General features: G+C 35.2%; 17 protein-coding genes and 1 tRNA gene. 12 read left to right on the top strand and 6 right to left on the bottom strand.

Translation table 11 applies throughout. The features are described from left to right. Positions 1–6: 6 nt before the first annotated feature. On the top strand, positions 7–1,650 hold the full coding sequence (locus BM203_RS04005) for a putative polysaccharide biosynthesis protein (protein WP_090092943.1): 1,644 nt from the start codon (positions 7–9) through the stop codon (positions 1,648–1,650). A gap of 118 nt (positions 1,651–1,768) precedes the next feature. Here BM203_RS04005 and BM203_RS04000 read toward each other — a convergent pair. Next, positions 1,769–1,852 (bottom strand) — tRNA-Leu (locus tag BM203_RS04000). A gap of 95 nt (positions 1,853–1,947) precedes the next feature. On the opposite strand from BM203_RS04000, the gene BM203_RS03995 reads away from it, so the two are divergent. From BM203_RS03995 to fba, 5 genes are all read left to right on the top strand, one after another. Then, positions 1,948–3,231, top strand: coding sequence for a D-alanyl-D-alanine carboxypeptidase family protein (locus BM203_RS03995; RefSeq protein WP_407656039.1), 1,284 nt, complete (start codon positions 1,948–1,950; stop codon positions 3,229–3,231). Positions 3,232–3,236: 5 nt separating this feature from the next. Continuing rightward, positions 3,237–4,079: an NAD(P)H-hydrate dehydratase gene (locus tag BM203_RS03990; RefSeq protein WP_090092941.1), complete on the top strand. Its 843-nt coding sequence runs from the start codon at positions 3,237–3,239 to the stop codon at positions 4,077–4,079. A 61-nt stretch (positions 4,080–4,140) separates the two neighbouring features. Beyond that, positions 4,141–4,782 (top strand): L,D-transpeptidase, encoded by a 642-nt coding sequence (locus tag BM203_RS03985; protein WP_090092939.1) that lies wholly within the window; start codon positions 4,141–4,143, stop codon positions 4,780–4,782. Between the two features lie 250 nt (positions 4,783–5,032). After that, complete coding sequence (gene argS / locus BM203_RS03980) at positions 5,033–6,718, top strand: arginine--tRNA ligase (RefSeq protein ID WP_090092938.1); 1,686 nt, start codon at positions 5,033–5,035, stop codon at positions 6,716–6,718. 105 nt (positions 6,719–6,823) lie between these two features. After that, positions 6,824–7,738, top strand: coding sequence for a class II fructose-1,6-bisphosphate aldolase (fba, locus tag BM203_RS03975; RefSeq protein WP_090092937.1), 915 nt, complete (start codon positions 6,824–6,826; stop codon positions 7,736–7,738). Between the two features lie 111 nt (positions 7,739–7,849). Here fba and BM203_RS03970 read toward each other — a convergent pair whose 3' ends face one another. After that, positions 7,850–8,422: a histidine phosphatase family protein gene (locus BM203_RS03970; protein ID WP_090092936.1), complete on the bottom strand. Its 573-nt coding sequence runs from the start codon at positions 8,420–8,422 to the stop codon at positions 7,850–7,852. 142 nt (positions 8,423–8,564) lie between these two features. On the opposite strand from BM203_RS03970, the gene BM203_RS03965 reads away from it, so the two are divergent. Together BM203_RS03965 and BM203_RS03960 are read left to right on the top strand one after the other, a co-directional pair. After that, positions 8,565–9,428 (top strand): aldo/keto reductase, encoded by an 864-nt coding sequence (locus BM203_RS03965; protein WP_205755874.1) that lies wholly within the window; start codon positions 8,565–8,567, stop codon positions 9,426–9,428. A gap of 261 nt (positions 9,429–9,689) precedes the next feature. Further along, the gene (locus tag BM203_RS03960; RefSeq protein WP_090092932.1) at positions 9,690–11,516 is read left to right on the top strand and encodes an FAD-binding protein; all 1,827 of its coding nucleotides are present in this window, start codon (positions 9,690–9,692) and stop codon (positions 11,514–11,516) included. A gap of 240 nt (positions 11,517–11,756) precedes the next feature. Here BM203_RS03960 and BM203_RS03955 read toward each other — a convergent pair whose 3' ends face one another. Beyond that, complete coding sequence (locus tag BM203_RS03955; protein WP_090092930.1) at positions 11,757–13,127, bottom strand: serine hydrolase domain-containing protein; 1,371 nt, start codon at positions 13,125–13,127, stop codon at positions 11,757–11,759. A 164-nt stretch (positions 13,128–13,291) separates the two neighbouring features. Between BM203_RS03955 and BM203_RS03950 the strand changes: the two genes are divergently transcribed. Both BM203_RS03950 and BM203_RS03945 read left to right on the top strand, forming a co-directional pair. Next, positions 13,292–15,058, top strand: coding sequence for an oligopeptide ABC transporter substrate-binding protein (locus BM203_RS03950; RefSeq protein ID WP_090092929.1), 1,767 nt, complete (start codon positions 13,292–13,294; stop codon positions 15,056–15,058). A gap of 11 nt (positions 15,059–15,069) precedes the next feature. Beyond that, positions 15,070–15,984 (top strand): proline-specific peptidase family protein, encoded by a 915-nt coding sequence (locus tag BM203_RS03945; protein WP_090092927.1) that lies wholly within the window; start codon positions 15,070–15,072, stop codon positions 15,982–15,984. 63 nt (positions 15,985–16,047) lie between these two features. Here BM203_RS03945 and BM203_RS03940 read toward each other — a convergent pair whose 3' ends face one another. Continuing rightward, positions 16,048–16,869, bottom strand: coding sequence for an SDR family oxidoreductase (locus tag BM203_RS03940; protein ID WP_090092926.1), 822 nt, complete (start codon positions 16,867–16,869; stop codon positions 16,048–16,050). Positions 16,870–16,882: 13 nt separating this feature from the next. Further along, complete coding sequence (locus tag BM203_RS03935) at positions 16,883–17,494, bottom strand: NAD(P)H-binding protein (RefSeq protein WP_090092924.1); 612 nt, start codon at positions 17,492–17,494, stop codon at positions 16,883–16,885. 90 nt (positions 17,495–17,584) lie between these two features. Here BM203_RS03935 and BM203_RS03930 point away from each other — a divergent pair, with 90 nt between their 5' ends. After that, positions 17,585–17,995: a MerR family transcriptional regulator gene (locus BM203_RS03930; RefSeq protein WP_090092923.1), complete on the top strand. Its 411-nt coding sequence runs from the start codon at positions 17,585–17,587 to the stop codon at positions 17,993–17,995. A 32-nt stretch (positions 17,996–18,027) separates the two neighbouring features. Here BM203_RS03930 and BM203_RS03925 read toward each other — a convergent pair whose 3' ends face one another. After that, positions 18,028–18,897 (bottom strand): RluA family pseudouridine synthase, encoded by an 870-nt coding sequence (locus tag BM203_RS03925; protein ID WP_090092922.1) that lies wholly within the window; start codon positions 18,895–18,897, stop codon positions 18,028–18,030. Between the two features lie 87 nt (positions 18,898–18,984). Here BM203_RS03925 and BM203_RS03920 point away from each other — a divergent pair, with 87 nt between their 5' ends. Further along, positions 18,985–21,042 carry a PBP1A family penicillin-binding protein gene (locus tag BM203_RS03920; RefSeq protein WP_090092920.1) on the top strand — a complete coding sequence of 686 codons (2,058 nt, stop codon included), beginning with the start codon at positions 18,985–18,987 and terminating at the stop codon, positions 21,040–21,042. Positions 21,043–21,044: the final 2 nt, after the last annotated feature.

Raw genomic sequence — 21,044 nt, 5'->3', positions numbered from 1 at the left:
ACATTAATGAAAGAAAATAATTTAACCAAACCCAACACGCAAGACACCTTTATTAAGGGAAGTGCATGGATGACTTTTGGCTCTATTACTTCACGTATTTTAGGTGCGCTTTACATTATTCCGTGGTTCAGTTGGATGGGGCAGTATGGTAATATTGCTAATGCATTAACAGCTAGAAGCTACAATATTTATAGTATTTTTATTTTAATTTCAACTGCTGGTATTCCTGGTGCTGTTGCTAAACAGGTAGCAAAATATAATGCATTAAATGAATATGGAGTAGGTCGAAAATTATTTCGTCGTGGATTAATTTTAATGGTTATCATGGGAATAATTTCGGCAGGTATTATGTATTTTGCCTCTCCATTTTTAGCTTCAAATGGATCACGTAGTGATCCTAGACAGGTTGCAGTAATGCGTAGCTTGTCTTATGCAATTTTAGTTATTCCTGTGTTAAGTATTATGCGGGGATATTTTCAAGGATATGCTGATATGATGCCTTCAGCCATGTCACAATTTATCGAGCAATTGGCTCGTGTAATCTGGATGCTTTTAACGGCATATATAATCATGCAAGTGCAACATGGAGATTTTGTTAGTGCAGTTGTCCAATCAAACTTGGCAGCTGCAATAGGCGCTATTTTTGGTATTGCAATTTTAGTTTGGTTTTTACTGTCAAGACGCAAAGAAGTCAATTATTTAGTTGAAAACTCAAATAATCAAATTCAAGTTTCTACATTATCACTGTTTAAAGAAATAATTGCCCAAGCCATCCCCTTTATTATTATTGATGCTGGAATTCAGTTATTTTATTTGGTTGACCAGTATACTTTTCATCCAATGATTGCTAGTTTGGTGCAAGCAAGTGATAATACAATTGAAACTTGGTATGCGTTATTTGCACTTAATGCAAATAAGTTAATTATGATTATTGTATCTTTAGCCAGTGCTATGGCAGTAACAGCAATTCCACTTTTGTCAGCAGCAAAAGCTAAAAAAAATATCAAAAATATTTCTGAACAAGTAAGCAGTACACTTGATTTATTCTTATTTATTATGATACCAGCTGCTTTTGGTATGGCTGCTATTTCAACACCCATTTATACAATTTTTTATGGCTTTGATCAATTGGGCTCGAATGTGTTGTATCTGTCATCCTTTACAGCAATTACGCTAGGGTTATTTACTGTATTAATGGCTATTTTACAGGGACTTTCAGAAAATTTGTTAGCTATTAAGTATTTAGTCTTAGGGTTAGTTATCAAATTAATTGTGCAATATCCAATGGTTTATTTATTTAAAATTTATGGTCCTTTGATTGCAACTAATTTGGGGATGCTTACTATTATCTTTTTTGCTCTTAGGCATTTGCGCGTTACATTCAACTTTAACCAAAATCGCACAAGTAGACGTTTTATTGGTATTACTGTTTTTTCGATAATGATGTTTATAGCGGTTTTAATAACTGAAAAAGGATTAGGGTTGTTTTTACAAGTTTCTAATCGTTGGCAAGCAGTCGTAATCGTTCTAGTTTCTGTAGTTATTGGTGCAGCAGTTTACAGTATAGCAGCAATTAAATCGAATTTAGCTCAGCGAATTTTGGGCGATAAGATCGTGTTAATACTGCAAAAATTACATATTAAAGCATAAAAATCGTTGAGTTTTATTACTCAACGATTTTTATTTATAATTATCAATATTAATTGGTTTGCCATCTTTTTAGGCAATAAAAAAGTTAAAACCACTTAACTTTTATCTGGAATCTATATGCCCCGAAAAAGATTCGAACTTTCACTTAGTTACCTAAACAGCGACCTGAACGCTGCGCGTCTGCCAATTCCGCCATCGGGGCCTAATATTTTTAATCTAGTAATAATAATACCAAAAATTTGGTAAAATGTAAGCATAAAACGGAAATAAATTGAAATTTTGCTTTGAAAGGAGATTATTATTTTGAAGCATAAAATTAAAAAAATAATTGGAGTACTTGTAATCGTTTGGGGATTAATGGTACCCACTCAAGTAGTTATCGCTCAAGAACTACCCAATAATTATTGCAACAATCAGTTAAACTTAAAAGTTAAATCGGCGATAGCAATTGATAGCAAAACCGGTCAATTATTATACGGACAAAATATTAATCAGCCTTTACCAATCGCTTCTATGACAAAATTAGTAACCGTTTATTTGACCCTAAAAGCAATTGAAGAAAAGAAAATCACTTGGACAACTACTGTTCAACCCACGCATCAAATTGTATCAATTTCAAATAATCGTGATTTTTCTAATGTACCGCTACGTTATGGTCATTCATATACTATCAAGCAACTTTATCAAGCAACTTTAATTGAATCTGCAAATGGTGCAGCAATGATGTTAGCCCAAGCAATCAGCGGTTCACAAGTTATTTTTGTCAAAATGATGCGTGAGCAACTGCAAAAATGGGGCATAACAGACGCTCAGATTTATACAACTTGTGGGTTACCAAACAAAAGTGTTGGTTCAGATGCTTATCCGCAAGCAACAAATAATGCTGAAAATACTATGTCAGCCAAGGATATGGCGATTGTTGGACGTCATTTGGTTAATGACTACCCATTTGTAATTAAAACAACCAAATTGCCGCGATTAAATTTTATTGATCAAAATTTTAAGACTCCAATGACTAATTTTAATTGGATGCTGAAAACTTTGCCGCAATATCATTCAAAAATAAATGTTGATGGCTTAAAGACAGGAACAACTGATGCTGCAGGTGCTTGTTTTATAGCTACGGCAAAGCATAAGGGAGTTAGATTGATAACAGTAGTCATGGGGGCGCGTCATATTAATGGGACAGATCCTTCACGCTTTGAAGAAACGAATAAGTTATTTGGATATATATTCAAACACTATCATCCGGTTATTTTTAGGAAAAATGAAGTAATTATGGGTAGAACCGGTATACAAGTCAACTCCGGTAAAGCTAAGCAAATTAGCATAGGAATTAAAAAGGCTAGTGAAGTTTGGGTACCGATCGATCAAAAATTAAAAGTGAATTTAACGCAAACTGCTGTAGAGGCACCGGTAAAAGAAAATCAGGTTGTCAGTGAATATAGTTTTGAAGCTGGACCAGAGAAATTAATTTCTTTGACCAATCCTAATGGTCTAAAAATACCTGCTAAAGCTTTGGAAGCGACTGATCGGGTTAACTTTTTAGTTAGATTTTGGCGTTGGCTTTTTGGGGGATAATTTAAGTGATAGAAATTTCACAAGAAATACTGACTAGAGTAATTAGAAAACGTTCCAGTAATACACATAAGGGTAATTTTGGTCGGATATTACTTATTGGCGGTAATGAAAATTATGGCGGAGCAATCATTATGTCAGCAGAAGGTGCATTAAATAGTGGCGCAGGTCTAGTAACCGTGGTAACCCATTCGCTCAATGCTGCTGCTTTACATGCTCGACTTCCTGAAGTAATGTATGTCGACTGGCGCCAGCGCAATTTAGCTGAAATAATCAAAAAAATGGATGTTATTGTATGTGGACCTGGTCTGGGTAATAGTTTGTTTGCTCAAAACATTTTAATTATGATTAAAGAAACGATTACTAAAACACAAACTCTAATTTTGGATGCTAGTGCTTTAGATTTGCTAGCGCAAGATCATAGCTTAGTTCCAAGTAGTGCAGGCACAGTGGTACTTACGCCGCATCAAATGGAATGGCAGCGCCTTAGTCAAATTCATATTCCGTTTCAAGCTGATCAAGCTAACTTGACTGCGTTACAGACTCTTTTTCCTCGTAAAAATGCTATTCTGGTTTTAAAAAGTAATCATACTAAGATTTATGATGCTAAAGGTAATGTTTATCTTAATCCACTTGGGAACCCTGGAATGGCTGTAGGTGGAATGGGCGATACTTTAACTGGAATAATTGGTGGTTTTGTTGCCCAGTTTGGGTCAAATATTGACACAGTCTTAGCAGCAGTTTATTTACATTCTTTAGCAGGTGATGAACTTGCAGGTAACAATTATATAGTTCGTCCGACAAGGATTAGTGCATTGCTACCTGAATTAATGAAAAAATACGCTAATTAGAGTACATAAATAATAATTATCTGGAATGAAGTTTATTATAATTAGTAGAGGTTTACGCAGAATGAAAAATAATATTTTAAAACCGCTTACAATTTGTTTGATTATATTAATTGGTATTATCAGTTTAGCGCGAATTTCTATGCCACCTACTGCAAATGAAGTAAATCAAAGACATCAGACAATAATTAAAAAAAAGACAGCCGCTTCTTATCGCCCCTATAAAGACCCTGAAGATTTGCGTCGGCCCTATAATTGGCGTAAGTCAAGTGAAATGAAGCGATATCCTAATATTAAGCGATTAGAAAATGATTTAACAATTAGAGTTTCGCTTAAGGGCAATCGAGTATATATTTTGCGAGATGGTCAGCGAGTATATACAATGTTGGCAAGTAGTGGTATTTATAAAAATGGCAAATCGCTAACTCCTACTGGTAATTTTAAGATTAACTATAATCGTGGCACCTCATTTTATAACCCTGAATTAAATGAAGGAGCCAATAATTGGACTAGCTGGGATGAAAAAGATGAGTATCTTTTTCATTCCGTACCGACAAAAAGTAATGGTCGATATAATATAACAGAAGCAAGAAAATTGGGAATTAAGGCAGGTTCTCATGGTTGCATTCGCTTAAGTGTTTCTGATTCAAATTGGTTAATGAAAAATATTCCTTATGGTACGAAAGTAATTATCAAAAATAATTAAAAGTATTGGCTTAGATAAATTTTCCTGCTATAATCACTTTGAAGTTGTTAGAAGTAGTAAGCATCTAATCTATTTAGCGAGTTCGCGTTGGTGTAAGACGAACTAGATTAGTGTATGAAGGCGTGTCTAACTGATAAAATAAAAAAGTTAAAGCGGATACTTTGTATCAATTAGAGTGGTACCGCGGGTAAAATCTCGTATCTTCCTTTGTAAAGAAGGAAGAGATTTTTTTATTATTTTGGAGGTAAAAATGGATTTTAAAAGTAAGGTAGTTGACCTAGTTGCAAGTCAAGTCGATTTACCAAAAGAGAAAATTAATCAATTAATTGAAAGACCGAAAAATGAAAAAATGGGTGACTATGCTTTTCCAGCTTTTGCCTTAGCTAAAATAGTACACAAAAATCCAGTTGAAATTGCCACATCAATTGCTGCAAATCTCAAGAGTGCAGACTTTTCAACTATTCAAGCAGTTGGCCCCTATGTCAATTTTGCAATTAATCACGAAAAATTAATTACACAAACTTTGCAGGAAGTCTTGGCGCAAAAAGAGCACTACGGTGATCAAAAATTAGGTGAAGGTAATGTACCTATTGACATGTCTAGCCCTAATATTGCCAAGCCAATGTCAATGGGTCATTTGCGGTCAACTGTGATCGGTAATTCAATTGCTGAAACTTTAAAAAAGGTTGGTTATAATCCAATTAAAATTAATCACTTAGGTGATTATGGTACTCAATTTGGTAAATTGATTTCGGCATATAAACACTGGGGTGTCGAAGAAGACGTTAAAAAAGATCCGATTATGAGTCTGTTTAAATACTATGTTAAATTTCATGAAGAAGCGGAAAAGAATCCAGAACTTGATGATGAGGGCAGATCATGGTTTAAAAAACTTGAGGCAGGAGATCAAGAAGCAGTTGAACTATGGCAATGGTTCCGTGAAGTTTCTTTGGCTGATTTTAAACGGATATATCAAGAATTAGGTGTAACCTTTGATTCATATAAAGGGGAAGCATTTTTCAATGATAAAATGCAACCAGTAATTGATGAATTGAAGCAAAAGAAACTTTTGCATGAGTCTCAAGGTGCCCAAGTTGTTGATATGGGTAAAGATGAAAATCCAGCCATGATTGTTAAATCTGATGGTACTAGTATTTACTTAACACGTGATTTAGCTGCTGCAATATACCGAATGAATACTTATCATTTTGTAAAGATGATTTATGTAGTTGGTAATGAACAATCACATCACTTTGTAGAATTAAAGACTGTTTTGAAAAAGATGGGTTATGACTGGGCAGATGAGATATACCATGTGCCGTTTGGTTTAATTACTCAGAATGGCAAGAAATTATCTACAAGAAAAGGTAACGTAATTTTTCTTGATCAAGTATTACAGGATGCTGTTAGCTTGGCTGGTAAACAAATTGAACAAAAAAATCCCGACTTAGCACATAAAGAACAGGTTGCTCATGATGTTGGTGTTGGCGCAGTTGTCTTTCATGATTTAAAAAATGAGCGGACAGAAAATTTTGACTTTGATTTAGAAGAAGTTGTCCGTTTTGAAGGGGATACTGGTCCATATGTTCAATATACAAATGCTCGTGCCCAAAGTGTTTTGCGCAAAGCAGCAAAATTAGGGCAAAAGCCAAATCTGAACAATATTGCTCTTAATGATGATTGGTCTTTTGCCGTAGCAAAAGCTTTAGCTGATTTTCCAAGAATAATTGCCCGTAGTTGTGACAAATTTGAGCCATCAGTCATTGCTAAATATTCGTTAGATTTAGCCAAAAAATTCAATAAATACTATGCCAATGTAAAAATATTAACTGATGATCAGCAAATTAGTGCCCGTCTAGCTCTAGTTCAGGCAACATCAATTGTTTTAACAGAAGCACTTAGATTATTAGGTGTCAATGCTCCTAAAGAAATGTAAAACTAATCATTTTTAAAAAATAACGCTTACATTGATTAAAAGCTTGTTCAACAATTAATTATTACGGTACAATGAAACTGTAAGTTTTATAGGAGGAAATTATCAATGGCATATTTAGATAATGGTAACCAAATTTTTAAAGATGCGCGTAAGAACCACTATGCAGTTGGTGCTTATAACACTAACAACTTAGAATGGACACGTGCAATTTTGCAAGCAGCTGAAGAAACTAGAACTCCAGTATTAATTCAAGTTTCAATGGGTGCTGCTAAGTATATGGGTGGCTACAAGATAGCTAAGGACATCGTTGAAGATTCAATTGACGCAATGGACATTTCTGTTCCAGTTGTATTGAACCTTGACCACGGTGACTTTGAAGCAGCTAAGGAATGTATTGCTCTTGGCTATTCATCAGTTATGTTTGATGGTCATGCTTTACCAACTGAAGAAAACTTAGCCAAGACTAAGGAAATTGTTAAATTAGCACATGAACGTGGAATTTCGGTTGAAGCTGAAATTGGTAAAATTGGTGAAAACCAAGGTTCAGAAGGTGGAGAACTTGCTTCTGTTGAAGACGCCAAGGCCTTTGTAGCTGCTGGTGTTGACAAGCTTGCTTGTGGTATCGGTAACATTCACGGTGTTTACCCAAGTGATTGGAAGGGATTAAACTTTGATCGGTTAAAGGAAATTGCTGATGCAGTTTCAGTTCCTCTTGTATTACACGGTGGTTCAGGTATTCCTGAAGAACAAGTTAAGAAGGCTATTTCACTTGGTATTTCAAAGGTTAACATCAACACTGAATTCCAATTAGCCTTCCAAGAAGCAACTCGTAAGTACTTTGAAGCTCATAAGGATGAAGACAAGGCTAACAAGGGTTATGACCCACGTAAGCTTCTTCTTCCTGGTACTGAAGCAATCACTAACTCAATGAAGGAAATGATTACTTGGCTTGGTACCCCATCAATCGATGACCAAATCAAGTCTGTTGCTTTTGATAAGAGTTCATTAAACTTAGAATAATTGCTATTTAGTTTATAAAATATATAAAAAAGGCTAACTCGATTAAGGAGTTGGCCTTTTTGTTTACTAAAAAATTGGAATTAAATTTATAATTTTAACTTTTAACGTGGATTAACAATCGGGATTAAACAAAGATTGTAACTGGAAGATTCCATCCGTAAAATCATACTTAAGGACTGAGCAGTTCTTGATGCGTTCAGTTCGTTTAAACGTATTGTACTTTTCCCATTGCCGGTAAAAGTTAGCAATTGCAGCACCATGAGATACAATTAAAATGTGCTTGTTCTTAGAATTTTCCGTAATCGTAGTAATTGCCTGATTGATGCGCTCGGTTAATTGTTTTTGTGATTCACCGCCAAATTGCACGAAAAAGTCATTATATGGCAGCGGTGGGTTAAGGTGTTCACCTTCCCCCTCATAAGTACCAAAGTTCCATTCACGTAAATCTTTATGCACTTTAAATGGCAAATTAGTAATTAGTTTCAATGTATCAACTGCTCTTTCAGAAGTAGAACAGTGGGCTTCATCTAGTGGTATATTTAGTTTTTCAAAATATTCTTTTTTAGTAGCCTGGGCCTGTTTAATACCAAGTTCTGTTAGTGGAGAGTCACAAAATCCTTGAATTTTATGCTGAACATTAAACAAGGTTTGACCATGGCGGACTAAATAAATTGATTTCATAATTAATACCTCTTTTATTTAAGTTTAAACTTTATTGTAGCGAAAGAATAGCAAAATAAGCAATGTTCTTTAACATTAAAGTGATTAATTTTACTTGACTTAAAGTTGAATTGAAGGGTTAAACTAAGATAGTGGAGGTAAAATTATGATATTAAATGAAAACTTAACTTTAAATAATGGTGTTAAAATTCCTAAGCTAGCTTTAGGAACTTGGCAAATATCTAATCAACAAGTTACAGATGTAGTTAAAATGGCACTTCAAATGGGTTATCGTCACATTGATACGGCTCAGGCTTATGGTAATGAAGCTGGAGTTGGGAAAGGTGTCAAAAATTCTGGAATTAAGCGTGAAGAAATTTTTGTTAATTCTAAAGTAGCAGCCGAAATTAAAAATTATGCTGAGGCCAAAAAATCAATTGATGATACTTTACTAAAGCTGGATTTAGATTATCTTGATATGATGATTATCCATAATCCTCAACCATGGGTAGAAGTTAATCAATCAACGGATCGTCATTATCAAGGAAATCTTGAAACTTGGGGAGCTTTAGAAGATGCTGTTAAAGCTGGAAAACTTCGGGCAATTGGTGTTTCTAGTTTTGAGGCAAAAGATTTACAAAACTTAATTGATAACAGTGACACTAAACCGATGGTAAACCAAATTTTGTGTCATATTGGAGCAACGCCAAAAGATTTAATTGATTTTTCGCAAAATAATGGCATAATAGTTGAGTCTTTTTCTCCAGTTGCTCATGGAGCGGCTTTAAATAATCCTATAATTGTAAAGATGGCGCAAAAATATCATGTTTCGGTTGCACAATTATGCATTAGATATGATTGGCAGCTTGATACAGTAGTATTGCCAAAAGCTACGCAGTTAGAACACATTAAGCAAAATACCGAAATTGATTTTACAATTACTGATGAGGATATGGAATCCCTAGCGCAACTTAGCGGATTAGATTATGGGTCAGCTAGTCATTTTCCAGTCTTTGGTGGCAAGCTGTAAGAACATGAAATATTTCTAGTGTTACGTTACATATTTATATAACAAGTTTAACTTAGTCACATATTCATTAAAATGGATATGCGACTATTTTTTGTTCCAAATAGTTGAGTGATTATTACAATAAATTTTTTTATTAGGGCGCAAATAATCTAAAATTAAAGCTTTTTTATTATAGCAATTTAAATAATTAAGTACTTCACATACTTCATATTATATTGTTTAATGAAAGCGTAAACAATATATTGAAAAGGAGTTTAAATAATGGCTAATAATGAAAAATTTCAATGGGATGCAATCTATGATGTGGCAGTTTTGGGTTTTGGTGGTGCTGGTGCTACTGCTGCCAGATTTGCTGCCGATCAAGGAGCAAAAGTATTACTAGTTGACAGTGCGCCTGAAGGTCATGAAGGAGGAAATACCCGTTACTCAGGTCAAATGGTTGGTGCCGGAACTGATTATAATGCTTTAAAAAATTATCATGAACACCTGGCTGCACCTTTAAAACCTGATAAAGCAGCTTTTGATAACTTTATTGAGGGAATGGCTAATATGGGGGACTACTTTAGAAAGTATTTAGATGTTGAGCCCGTTAGTATGAAGAAGTTATTAGCGGGCACGCCTTCGACGGCTTATGTAACTGAATATCCTGAATTGCCCGATGCAGATTCATACGATGATTATTTGGTTCACGAAGGAGTTGATGATGCAGCTTTATGGAAAATTTTGCGTCAAAAAGTTTTAGAGCGGTCAGAAAAAATTGATATTTGGTATGCTTCACCTGCTAAACACTTAATTCAAGATGGGATAACTAAGACAGTTATCGGTGTGCAAATTGAACGTGATCATGTTTTACGTAATATCAAGGTTAAGAATGGTGTTGTTCTTGCTACAGGGGGCTTTGAAAATAACAAAGAAATGATTCAAACATTCTTGCAAGCACCTTATTTGTCACCAATTGGCAGTTTATATAACAAGGGTGATGGCATTAAAATGCTTGAGGAAGTAAACGCTCAACTCTGGAATATGCGTTCATTTGAGTCGCTAGGACAATTTCATGGTTTATCATTACGGCAAAAAGAGGGCTTACGGTCGACATATGCACTCAATGTCTTTTGGCAAGAAAGTTTTATGGGTAGTGTAATTGTAGTGGGTGATGATGGCACACGTTATTTCAATGAAGCAGAAATGAACCGTCATGGTCATATTTATAACCATGGTGATTGGGCAGTTCCGTTAAATCAGAATCGACCATATATGATTTTTGATCAACGAAAGTATGATGAACTTAAAAATGAACCAGAAAATAGTTTTAAGGTACCTGGTTACTTGGAAAAAGCGATTAAAGCAGATACGCTGGCTGAACTAGCAGAAAAAATTGGTAAAAGACAAGAAAAGTTGCAAATGACAGTTACTGAGTTTAATTTCATGGCTCAACAAGGTAAAGATTATGCCTTTCATCGTGATCCAAAAACTTTGCGCACATTTAATGCTGAGGGACCTTATTACGCGATTGCTTTAAGACAAAATATGCTTAATACTCAAGGTGGCGGTCGCCGTAATGGACATGCTCAAGTCTTAAATCCAGATGGTCAGCCAATCCCACATTTATATGAAGCAGGTGAGTTAGGTGCTCCGTTTGTTAATAAGTACACAACGGGTGGCAATGTTGCTGATTGTTTAATTTCAGGTAAAATTGCAGGTGAAAATGCGGCCACTATTAAACAAGACCTACCTCTATCTGGCGGCTTAAATTTGAATGATGCAATTATAAATAATGATTTTAATTCTACAAGTGATGAGGATAAACAACAATATTCAGTTGGCAAAAATCAATACTTGGGCTTCAGTAATCAAGGCATGGGCGATGGTGTAGTAGTTCGTACAACTGTTGATAATGAAGGAAAGATAAAGAACGTTGAAATACTAAAACAAACAGAAAGTGATGACTATGGTTTAAAGGCTGTAAAGGAATTGCCAAAGAAAATGATTGAAGAAAATACTTATGATGTTGATGCCATTTCTGGTGCTTCTCAAACTAGTCGTGCAATCAAAGAGGCTGTAAAAGATTCACTATCTAAAATCAAATAGTTGTTATTTCAAATATGATTAATTAAAGTCTATATTAATACACATAATGTTAACTCTCTGATTTAAATTTAAAGTCAGGGAGTTTTTATTTTGATAGCAACTTAAATTCTAAATAATATTTTTAAAATAAGTAAAATCATATTGATTACAAACAAAAATAGACAAGATCAATTAAAAAGACTAGCTCTAATCAAATATTAGAAGTTAGTCCCTAAAAGTACTTAATAATCTCTTTTAAATTTAAACTTGTTTTTTAAAAATTGTCGGCTTATTTAATGCTGGCTCAGTCATAAGTAAAATTTTATTTGCTTTAAATTGAATTGGTAATAGTTCATGCTGGTATAGTCTTTCTTCAACAAACATTTCAGCGTGATCATTAACAATGACCGGATAATTCCATTTGCCGATTTTAACTACTAAGTAACCATTATCATCACTAACTGTCAGTAGTCCATAACCGGGGTGATAATAGTCACCACAATATGCTTGAATGGTATTAAATCGGTGGGATGCATTTCCTTTTAGCTTGGCTAAGTGAGATTCATGCGTAGTGACTTTATTTGCCATAATTTTACTCACTTTATCTGCCCAAACGGTATCATTTATACCCATTACTTCGTCAATTGTTTGATAGGCCAATGCAAAAATAGCATCAGTTGAGTCCAAATTGGTTGTAAACACAAAGGCTAAGTCAAAATCAGGAACAAAGCCTAAGAATGAACAATATCCAATATAAGAACCACTGTGATAGAAATACTTGTGTCCCCGATAATCTTCCATCATCATGCCTAGACCGTAGGCAGCAAAGTTAGCCCCACCATAATTGCGACTAGGGGCCATGATTGACTGTGGTAAGTATCGTTGCGCCGTAATCTCAGTTGAAGTGGTTTTTTGAGTTTTCAATTGAAATTCAGCCCAAGTGAGTAAATCTGCAATTGTGGCTAACATGCTGCTAGCGCCACCAACTTTACCTGGTGCAATAAAAGGTACTTCTTGAGTAAGATTATTATCGCGAATAAAGGGTTTTACAATTCGTGTTTGAGGTGCTTCATGATGATTAATAAAAGTATTATTCAGTCGCAGTGGTTTAAGCAAATTTTCCCGTTCATAAGCACCATAATCTTGTCCGATTGCCTGTTCCATTGCATAAGTAGCTACTGCATAAATTAAATTACTATATTGCATTTTGTATCGTAATTCATGATTGGGTTCTAAGTAGCCCACATGTTCAGCTTTTTCCTTTAAAGAAAGGTCATTTTTGTTCATATTGGTAAAACGCATCAGATCATGAGCAGGGAGCCCACTTTGATGGCTGAGAGCGTCTCTAAAGGTTAAATGATTTTCGGCCTGTTTATCAATTAATTTGAAATCAGTCCAGTATTTCTTTAATGGATCATCTAGGTTGATTTTTCCCTGATCAGCTAATTGGCAGATTGCGGTTGCTAGAAATGTTTTTGAAATAGATGCTAGTGGATACAAACTATTTTGTTCGGCTGCACCGTAAACTTGACTATAGCGATCATTGGCATGATAAATTCCAATTCCCAGACTGGGTAAGTTAAATTTAGAAATCATTGTTTCTGCTAAGTGATTAATTTTGCTATTATCCATTTTTACTCCTTTATATAGATGCTTATAAGCAAATCGTTAACTAATATTTTACTCCTTAATAAAAAATAATTAAATATTTTTTATTAAATAATGAATTAAATATATTAATATGATATATTTATTATAATAATTAAACAAAATTTAAATGGAAGTGAAAAATTACAATGAAAAGAGAAAATATATTAGCTTCTTTAGGTATTTTAAGCATGGCTGCCATGACTTTAGCCGGTTGTGGTAAGAATAATGCTACTAAAAATGAAACCAAAACAGTTGCTAAATTTCCCGTGGAAACACCTATAAAAACACCAAAGCAAGGAGGAGTAGTTAAGATTGCAGTAGAAACAGATACCCCTTTTTCTGGTATCTTCTCTAATGAATTATCTTCTGAAGATGTGGATGCACAAGTTGGGGCACCAGGGCAAGAGACCTTATTTGATAGTGATGATCATTACAAAATAAATGATAAGGGTCCAGCAACCTTAAAATTAAATTTAAAAAATAACACAGCTACTATTAATATAAAAAAGGGAGTTAAATGGTCTGATGGTAAACAAGTAGTAGCTAAAGATTATGAATATGCATATGAAATTTTAGCTAACAAAGAGACAATGTGCCCAAGATATACTAACCAATTTGAAATCTTAAAGGGTCTAAAAGAATATCATGAAGGCAAAGCAAAAAATATTTCTGGAATTGAAATGCCTGATGGTGAAAATGGTCGAAAAATTGTACTGCACTTCTCGCATTTAAGTCCAACTATGTATAATGCCGGTAACCGATATTTGTGGTCATCAGTTGAGCCGTATCATTATTTAAAGAATATTCCATTTTCTAAATTAAAATCATCTGATCAAATTCGAAAAAATCCATTATTCTTTGGCGCGTTTAAATTGGCTAAATTAGTTCGTGGTCAATCAGCTACTTGGGTACCCAATGAACATTATTGGCGTGGAAAGCCAAAATTAGACAAAATCGTAATTTCAGTTGTTTCACCGAATTCTGCGACTCAAGCAATTAAAAGTCACAAATTTGATGTAATTCAAGTTATTAATACTCAATGGGATCAAGTTAAAAATACAAAAGATGTTAATTTTGTGGCACAAATACCTTTAAGCTATCGTTATTTAGGATTTAAGGTTGGTAAATGGGATAATAAGTTAAATAGGAATGTCGAAAATCCAAATGCTAAAATGAACAATAAGGCGTTAAGACAAGCGATTGGCTATGCAATGAATGTTGATGAAGTTAATAAACATTACACCAGTTCATTATCCTTTAGAGTAACTACATTAATTCCTTCTAAGTTTGGTGACTTTTTTGATAAGGATGCAAAAGGTTTTCCTTATAGTTTGAAAAAAGCAAATGATATTTTAGATAAAGCTGGTTTTAAGAAAAAGGGCAAGTGGCGTACTCAACCTAATGGCAAACCATTGACCATAAAAATAGCAGCAATGAGTGGAGATGCTACGCAAGAACCAATTACGCAAAATTATATTCAGCAGTGGAAGAAAATTGGGTTGAATGTCCAATTAGCAACTGGTCGTTTAATTGAGCATAATTCATTCTATGACAAACTTCAGCATGATGATAAAGGAATTGATATGTATATTGGAGGCTGGTCGATGCCATCAGAACCGTCGCCACAGTCATACTATAGTGAGTCAGCACCATTTAATATGGGCCGTTTTGTAACGGCAAAGAATACTAAATTGCTTGAGGACATGAATTCACAAAAAGCCTTTAACCATAAGTATCGGGTGCAAAAGTTTCATGAATGGCAAAGATATATGAATGAAGAAGCGTATTATATTCCAATTTACAATTCATATCAGATTACAGCAGTCAATAATCAAATAACTGGGTACTCCTTTAAACCATCCAAAAATAATAGTGGTCAACCACTATGGTATAACGTAAGTTATGTGAAATAAAGGAGCTATTGATGAGAACAGGAAGCAAAATTATTACACTTGATAATGGCTATCATTTATGGACAAGTACGCAAGGCGAGGGGAATATTCATCTTTTAGCTTTACACGGCGGACCTGGTGGAAATCATGAATATTGGGAAGATGCAGCTGATCAATTGGCTAAACAAGGTCTAAAAGTACAAGTAACAATGTATGATCAACTAGGCTCGCTATACTCTGATCAACCAGATTATGAAGATCCCAAAATTGCTGAAAAATATCTAACTTATGAATATTTTCTTGATGAAGTTGATGAGGTTAGAGCAAAGCTAGGGTTAGATAATTTCTATTTAATCGGTCAAAGTTGGGGTGGCTTACTAGCGCAAGAGTACGCTGTTAAATACGGACAACATCTGAAGGGAACGATTATTTCATCAATGGTTGACGATACCGACGACTATATTGCATCAATTAATCGGCGCCGCCAGCAAATTTTTCCACAAAGTGAAATTGATTTCATGCGTGAATGTGAAGCAAATAATGATTATCAAAACCAGCGTTATCAAGAAGATGTGCAAATTTTGAATATTAACTTTCTTGATCGGCGGCAACCGTGCAAGCTATATCATCTTAAGCGGATAGGCGGCTTGCCTGTTTATCATGCCTTTCAAGGCGATAATGAGTTTGTAGTAACCGGCAAATTAAAAGAATGGCATTTTAGAAAATATTTAAAACAAATAACTATGCCGACTTTGCTAACTTTTGGTGAAGAGGATACGATGCCATTAGAAACAGCTAAAATTATGCAGCAAGAAATACCTAATTCTCGCTTAGTGACAACCCCTAATGCTGGTCATCACCATATGGTTGATAATCCTGAAGTATATTACAAGCATCTTGCCGATTTTATTCGTGAAGTAGAAGATGGGACTTTTCAAGGTGACTAAGTTAGTTTAAAAAAAGAGTGTTTCATAATAGTCGATTTGTTATGAAACACTCTTTTGTTGTAGTTATTTTTGACCGTAAAAATAGTTAGCAGTGGCACCACCATCAATTAAAAATGTTGCTCCAGTAATAAAAGCACCTTGTGGACTCATTAATAGTTGAGCTACATTAGCAACTTCATCAGCAGTTCCCGGTCGACCAGCGGGTGATTGGGCAAACATTTTTTTATAAAAATCACCGCGCGGTCCATTAAATTCATCTAAGGCCAGCGGCGTTACAATAATTCCGGGGGCAATTGCATTAAGTCGCGCTCCTCGTTGGGACCAATTAATGGCTTCAGCCATTACCCGCTTTTCATTGCAACGTTTGGCAAGTTGATAGGCCTTGAGAGTATCTGTAATTTTTTCCGGTTGCAGAAAATCTAAAGCTAATAAATTTTCAGTTGGAGTCATGGCCAAGGCTTTGTCTTGTGTAGGAGTTAGGGCTGGCATGCGATGCCCTGATTGACTAGAAATGATTACCCCCACACCATTATCAGTAATCACTTTACCAACTTCTTCAAGTAAAACTGCGGTACCATATAAGTCAACTTGCAAGATATCTTCAATACTGGCTTGACTAGGTGATAAGCCGGCACCGTTAACCAAGGCTGCAATTTCACCAAAAGTTTGAGCAAAAGCGATTGTCTTGCGTATTGAAGTTCGTGAAGCTAAGTCCATTGTGGTTGGTTTGGCATCAAAACCAGCTTCTAATAGCATTTGAGCAATTTTTTGGGCATGGTTAAAATTTTTGTCACCTACAACAATTGTATACTCAGCACCTAAGCGTCGCGCGATGGCCTGACTGATTTGGCCGGCACCAATGACTAACATTACTTGTTTTTTCATTTTATTTATCTCCTTAATTAATCCGATTAATTCCTAAACTCTTCCTTCTACCTAAATTAGGCTCATGAACTAGTTTTAATACCAAATCAGCAATGCTTAAGCGGGAAACATCGTGTCCACCAAAAGGTTCTCCCTTTTGTGTGAGCTGGTAAGCAGTATCATTTCCGTTATCAAACCAGCCGGGACGAATAATAGTGTAATTAAGGCTGGAACTTTCAATTATGTCAGCTGCTTTGCGGTAGGGCGTTAAAATTGGGTTAGTTATTAAATTGCCTTTTGGGTCAATAGCCGCAGGAATTTCATTATAAATCCCCATTGACGTAATAAAAATCAACCGATTCAAATGGAAAAGTGGCATTTGTTTAACTAAGATTTGTGCGATTTGTTCAATTGCACCACTGACTGCCACAAAAACAACGTCTTGGTTTTCTAGTGCCACTTGTAATTGTGTTTGATTGAGCGCATCACCAGTAATTATTTGTTCTCTTGTAGAATCAAGACTTACCTGTAAATTTTGGGTATGTCGTGCCATCAAAGTTAGCGTATCATTAGAATGTTGCAAAAAATATTGCCGAGTAACTTGACCAATCGATCCACTGGCACCAATTATTAATACTTTCATCAAAATTGAATTCCTTTCTAATTTGATTTAAAATCATTTTAGTTCCTTATAGTAGCTCGAATGCAATACTTTTTTTTATGAAGAGGTGAAACAATGACTTATTCAGTTCAAGAAGTAGCACACAAAATGGGATTAACTCCTTATACAATAAGATATTATGATGATAATGGCTTGATTCCTTTTGTTAAACGGGACCAAAATAATAATCGCTTATTTGATGATGTGGATATAGAGTGGCTACAAATTGTTGTTTGTCTTCGTGAAACTGGGATGCCCTTAAAAAACATCCGGCATTATTTAGAATTAGTGCAAGAAGGTGAACAAACAGTCTCTGAACGGTACCAAATTATGCTTAGGCAGCAGCAAGATACTCTTGCCGAAATTTCAGAGTTAAAAAAACATTTAGCAACAATTAACCGCAAAGTAAATCATTATGCTGAAATAATGCAAAAAAACCAGCCTGATTCCTATGAGCCGTCAAATATTGCTGTAAAAAGTAAGTAAAAAAAGTTGGGTCAATAATTGATCCAACTCTTTTAGTTATTAATTAAATTAATTTTGCTAAAAGGCAAAGTAACCTTAATTTGCTCAAAAGAAAATGGCTTAGTCAAAGATACTTGGTAAGCTGTTAGCTGAAGTGACTCACTACCGGTAAATTCTGAATTGTAAAGTGGATCACCAATGATTGGGCTGCCTAGTGCAGCTAGATGAACGCGAATTTGATGTGTTCGACCAGTTTCTAGCTTTAGTTTGACTAAAGCCGAATTGTTAGCGTAACGCTGCAAAACTTGATAATTAGTTATAGAGGTTAAACCATCATTGCGAATCTTACGTTTACGTTGGTCGAGTGGGTCGTGACCAATTGGTAAATTAATTGTCCCAGCATTGTGTAAATTTTGGGCATGATCAACAATCGCTAAATATTCTCGGTGGAAAATTTTTTGAGCTAATTCTCTATTTAGGATGGGGACAACGGCTGGATTTTTAGCTATTAGTAGTAAGCCATTGGTCAGCATATCTAAACGGTGTACAATAAAGGGCGTGTTCTTTAAATAAGTTGTACAATCGTTTAACGCCGTATCTGTTTCGTGTAAATTGGGATGAGTCTTTTGTCCCGTGGGCTTATTTATTATTAACAGATCATGGTCTTCATAAACTACATCTGGCAAACGCCCACTCGGTGGATATACTCCTTGCAGGGAATCAACATGATCAAGTTGCAATTCTATTTTTTCATTTGGCAAAACAAGTTGATTAAAATAGCGATAATGGCCATTAATTAATATTTTTTGTTCTGTTCGTAAAAAATGACGCCATTTTCGAGGTATTAACAAATAGCGTAACAGATTGCTTATTGAGCAAGGGGCAAGATTGGGCGGATAGGTAAGTGTAAAATAATAGCTCATAAATATTTATTAAATCTTCTTTTTAAATATAAATAATAGTTTTGGATATGATACAATTTCAATTGTTTCTAAAAGGAGCATTGTCTAATGGAAAATAATAAACCAAAAAAAAGGGGACTAAAAGCCCTCTGGCACCGATTTGATAATCGATTTTTTATCGGGCGCTGGTTAATTTTAATCGTGCTTAGCTTAACTCTTTTGGTTTGTGCTTATTATACCGTTAAGGTTAAAACTTCAAATATTTCTAACTTAAAGGCCTCTTTGTCGACCACTACTGCCATTTATGATTATAAAAATCAAAAGGCAGGGTCGCTTTATTCTCAAAAAGGCACCTTTGTTGAATATAATAAAATTTCGGCAAATGTCAAGAACGCAGTCATTTCTACTGAGGATAGAACTTTTTGGAAAAACCCTGGTTTCAGTATTAAAGGCATGGCTAGAGCTGCTTTAGGACTGATCGCCCATCGTGGACAAATTGCTGGTGGTGGTTCAACGATTACGCAGCAACTAGCTAAAAATGCGCTTTTAACGCAAAAGCAGACTTTTTCACGGAAAATCGAAGAACTTTTTTTTGCTGTGGAAATTAACCATGTCTATTCAAAAAAAGATATTTTAACGATGTATCTTAATAAAGCATATTTTGGTAATGGTGTTTGGGGGGTGCAGGATGCTAGTCAAAAATATTTTGGTAAAAATGCAAGTCAACTAACACCAGGAGAAGGAGCAACTCTTGCAGGCATTTTGAGAAACCCTAGTCAGTATAATCCAATTGATCATATGTCATATTCGCTTGCGCGCCGCAATGTTGTTTTAGATTTAATGGTGCAAAATAACAAACTTACTGCTCAGCAAGCTAAAGTTGAGCAGAGTCAAGGTTTGAATTTGCGCGACACCTACCATAATCAAGATGGTTATCGTTATCCCTATTTCTTTGATGCAGTTGTAAATGAAGCAATCAGTCGCTATGGGTTGAAAGAAGAAGATGTGATGAATAAAGGTTTAAAGATATACACCTCTTTAAATCAAAATTATCAAAAGCAACTTCAAGCAAAATTTGCTCAAGCTTGGCTTTTTCCACCTAATGCAGCTGACGGCACTAAAACACAAGCAGCCAGTGTGGTAATGGATCCTACTTCAGGTGCTGTTAGAGCCGTAATTGGTGGGCGAAATGAGCATGTCTTTCGCGGCTATAATCGTGCCACGCAAATGAAAAGACAGCCAGGATCATCAATTAAGCCAATCGTTACTTATGCTCCAGCATTACAACAAGACTATCATTATGACTCCTTGTTATCCAACAAATTACAACGTTTTGGGCGTAATGGTTATCAACCACATAATGTTGATAATGGCTATTCTGATAAAATTCCCATGTTTGTCGCCTTGGCTCAAAGTAAAAATGTGCCAGCTGTTTGGTTACTTGATCGAATTGGCGTGGCTAAAGGTGTTCAGTCCGCAAATAATTTTGGTATAAAAATCCCAAAGGAAGATCAAAATTTAGCGCTAGCTTTAGGAGGATTGTCAACTGGAGTTTCGCCAGTCCAAATGGCCCGGGCCTACTCGGCTTTTGCCAATAAAGGTAATTTGCCTGATAGCTCATTTTTTATTACTAAGATTACTGATGCCAGTGGTAATGTAATTGCAGAAAATCACAATCACGGTCACCATCGTATAATTTCAGAAAATACGGCTAAAGAAATGACGACGATGCTTTTAGGTGTATTTGCTAATGGTACTGGTGCATCAGCGCAACCTGCTGGTTACCGGGTAGCGGGTAAAACTGGTTCGACAGAGGTTCCCAATTCTTATGGCTTTGGGACTAAGGATCAGTGGATTGTTGGATATACGCCTGATGTTGTTGTTGCTACTTGGGTTGGGTTTGATCGAACCGATAAAAAGCATTTTATGCGTGGCGTTTCTGAAACTGAAATAACTCGCCTTTATAAAGCAGAAATGGAAGGAATTTTACCATATACTGCACAAAATCAGTTTATTGAAAAGGCACCCAGTCAAATTATTAAAAATAATGGTGCTAATTCAGATTGGACTAATGGCTTTAGTAATAAAATTGAAAAAACCATTGGATCGGCAAGTCAAAAACTTAATGAATGGTATAATGATGTCAAAGGTCTTTTCGACCACTAACT

Source organism: Lactobacillus bombicola (assembly GCF_900112665.1).
GTDB lineage: Bacteria > Bacillota > Bacilli > Lactobacillales > Lactobacillaceae > Lactobacillus > Lactobacillus bombicola.
Note: the sequence above shows the minus strand (reverse complement) of the source record. Positions and strands in the feature narration are given on the sequence as shown.

Bases quoted from the DNA above. Each gene is read 5' to 3' on its own strand.
- BM203_RS03960 (WP_090092932.1), top strand. From the start codon at position 9,690: ATGGCTAATAATGAAAAATTTCAATGGGATGCAATCTATGATGTGGCA.
- BM203_RS03920 (WP_090092920.1), top strand. From the start codon at position 18,985: ATGGAAAATAATAAACCAAAAAAAAGGGGACTAAAAGCCCTCTGGCAC.
- BM203_RS03930 (WP_090092923.1), top strand. From the start codon at position 17,585: ATGACTTATTCAGTTCAAGAAGTAGCACACAAAATGGGATTAACTCCT.
- BM203_RS03945 (WP_090092927.1), top strand. From the start codon at position 15,070: ATGAGAACAGGAAGCAAAATTATTACACTTGATAATGGCTATCATTTA.
- BM203_RS03950 (WP_090092929.1), top strand. From the start codon at position 13,292: ATGAAAAGAGAAAATATATTAGCTTCTTTAGGTATTTTAAGCATGGCT.
- BM203_RS03985 (WP_090092939.1), top strand. From the start codon at position 4,141: ATGAAAAATAATATTTTAAAACCGCTTACAATTTGTTTGATTATATTA.
- BM203_RS03965 (WP_205755874.1), top strand. From the start codon at position 8,565: ATGATATTAAATGAAAACTTAACTTTAAATAATGGTGTTAAAATTCCT.
- BM203_RS03955 (WP_090092930.1), bottom strand. From the start codon at position 13,127: ATGGATAATAGCAAAATTAATCACTTAGCAGAAACAATGATTTCTAAA.
- argS (WP_090092938.1), top strand. From the start codon at position 5,033: ATGGATTTTAAAAGTAAGGTAGTTGACCTAGTTGCAAGTCAAGTCGAT.
- BM203_RS04005 (WP_090092943.1), top strand. From the start codon at position 7: ATGAAAGAAAATAATTTAACCAAACCCAACACGCAAGACACCTTTATT.
- BM203_RS03925 (WP_090092922.1), bottom strand. From the start codon at position 18,897: ATGAGCTATTATTTTACACTTACCTATCCGCCCAATCTTGCCCCTTGC.
- fba (WP_090092937.1), top strand. From the start codon at position 6,824: ATGGCATATTTAGATAATGGTAACCAAATTTTTAAAGATGCGCGTAAG.
- BM203_RS03940 (WP_090092926.1), bottom strand. From the start codon at position 16,869: ATGAAAAAACAAGTAATGTTAGTCATTGGTGCCGGCCAAATCAGTCAG.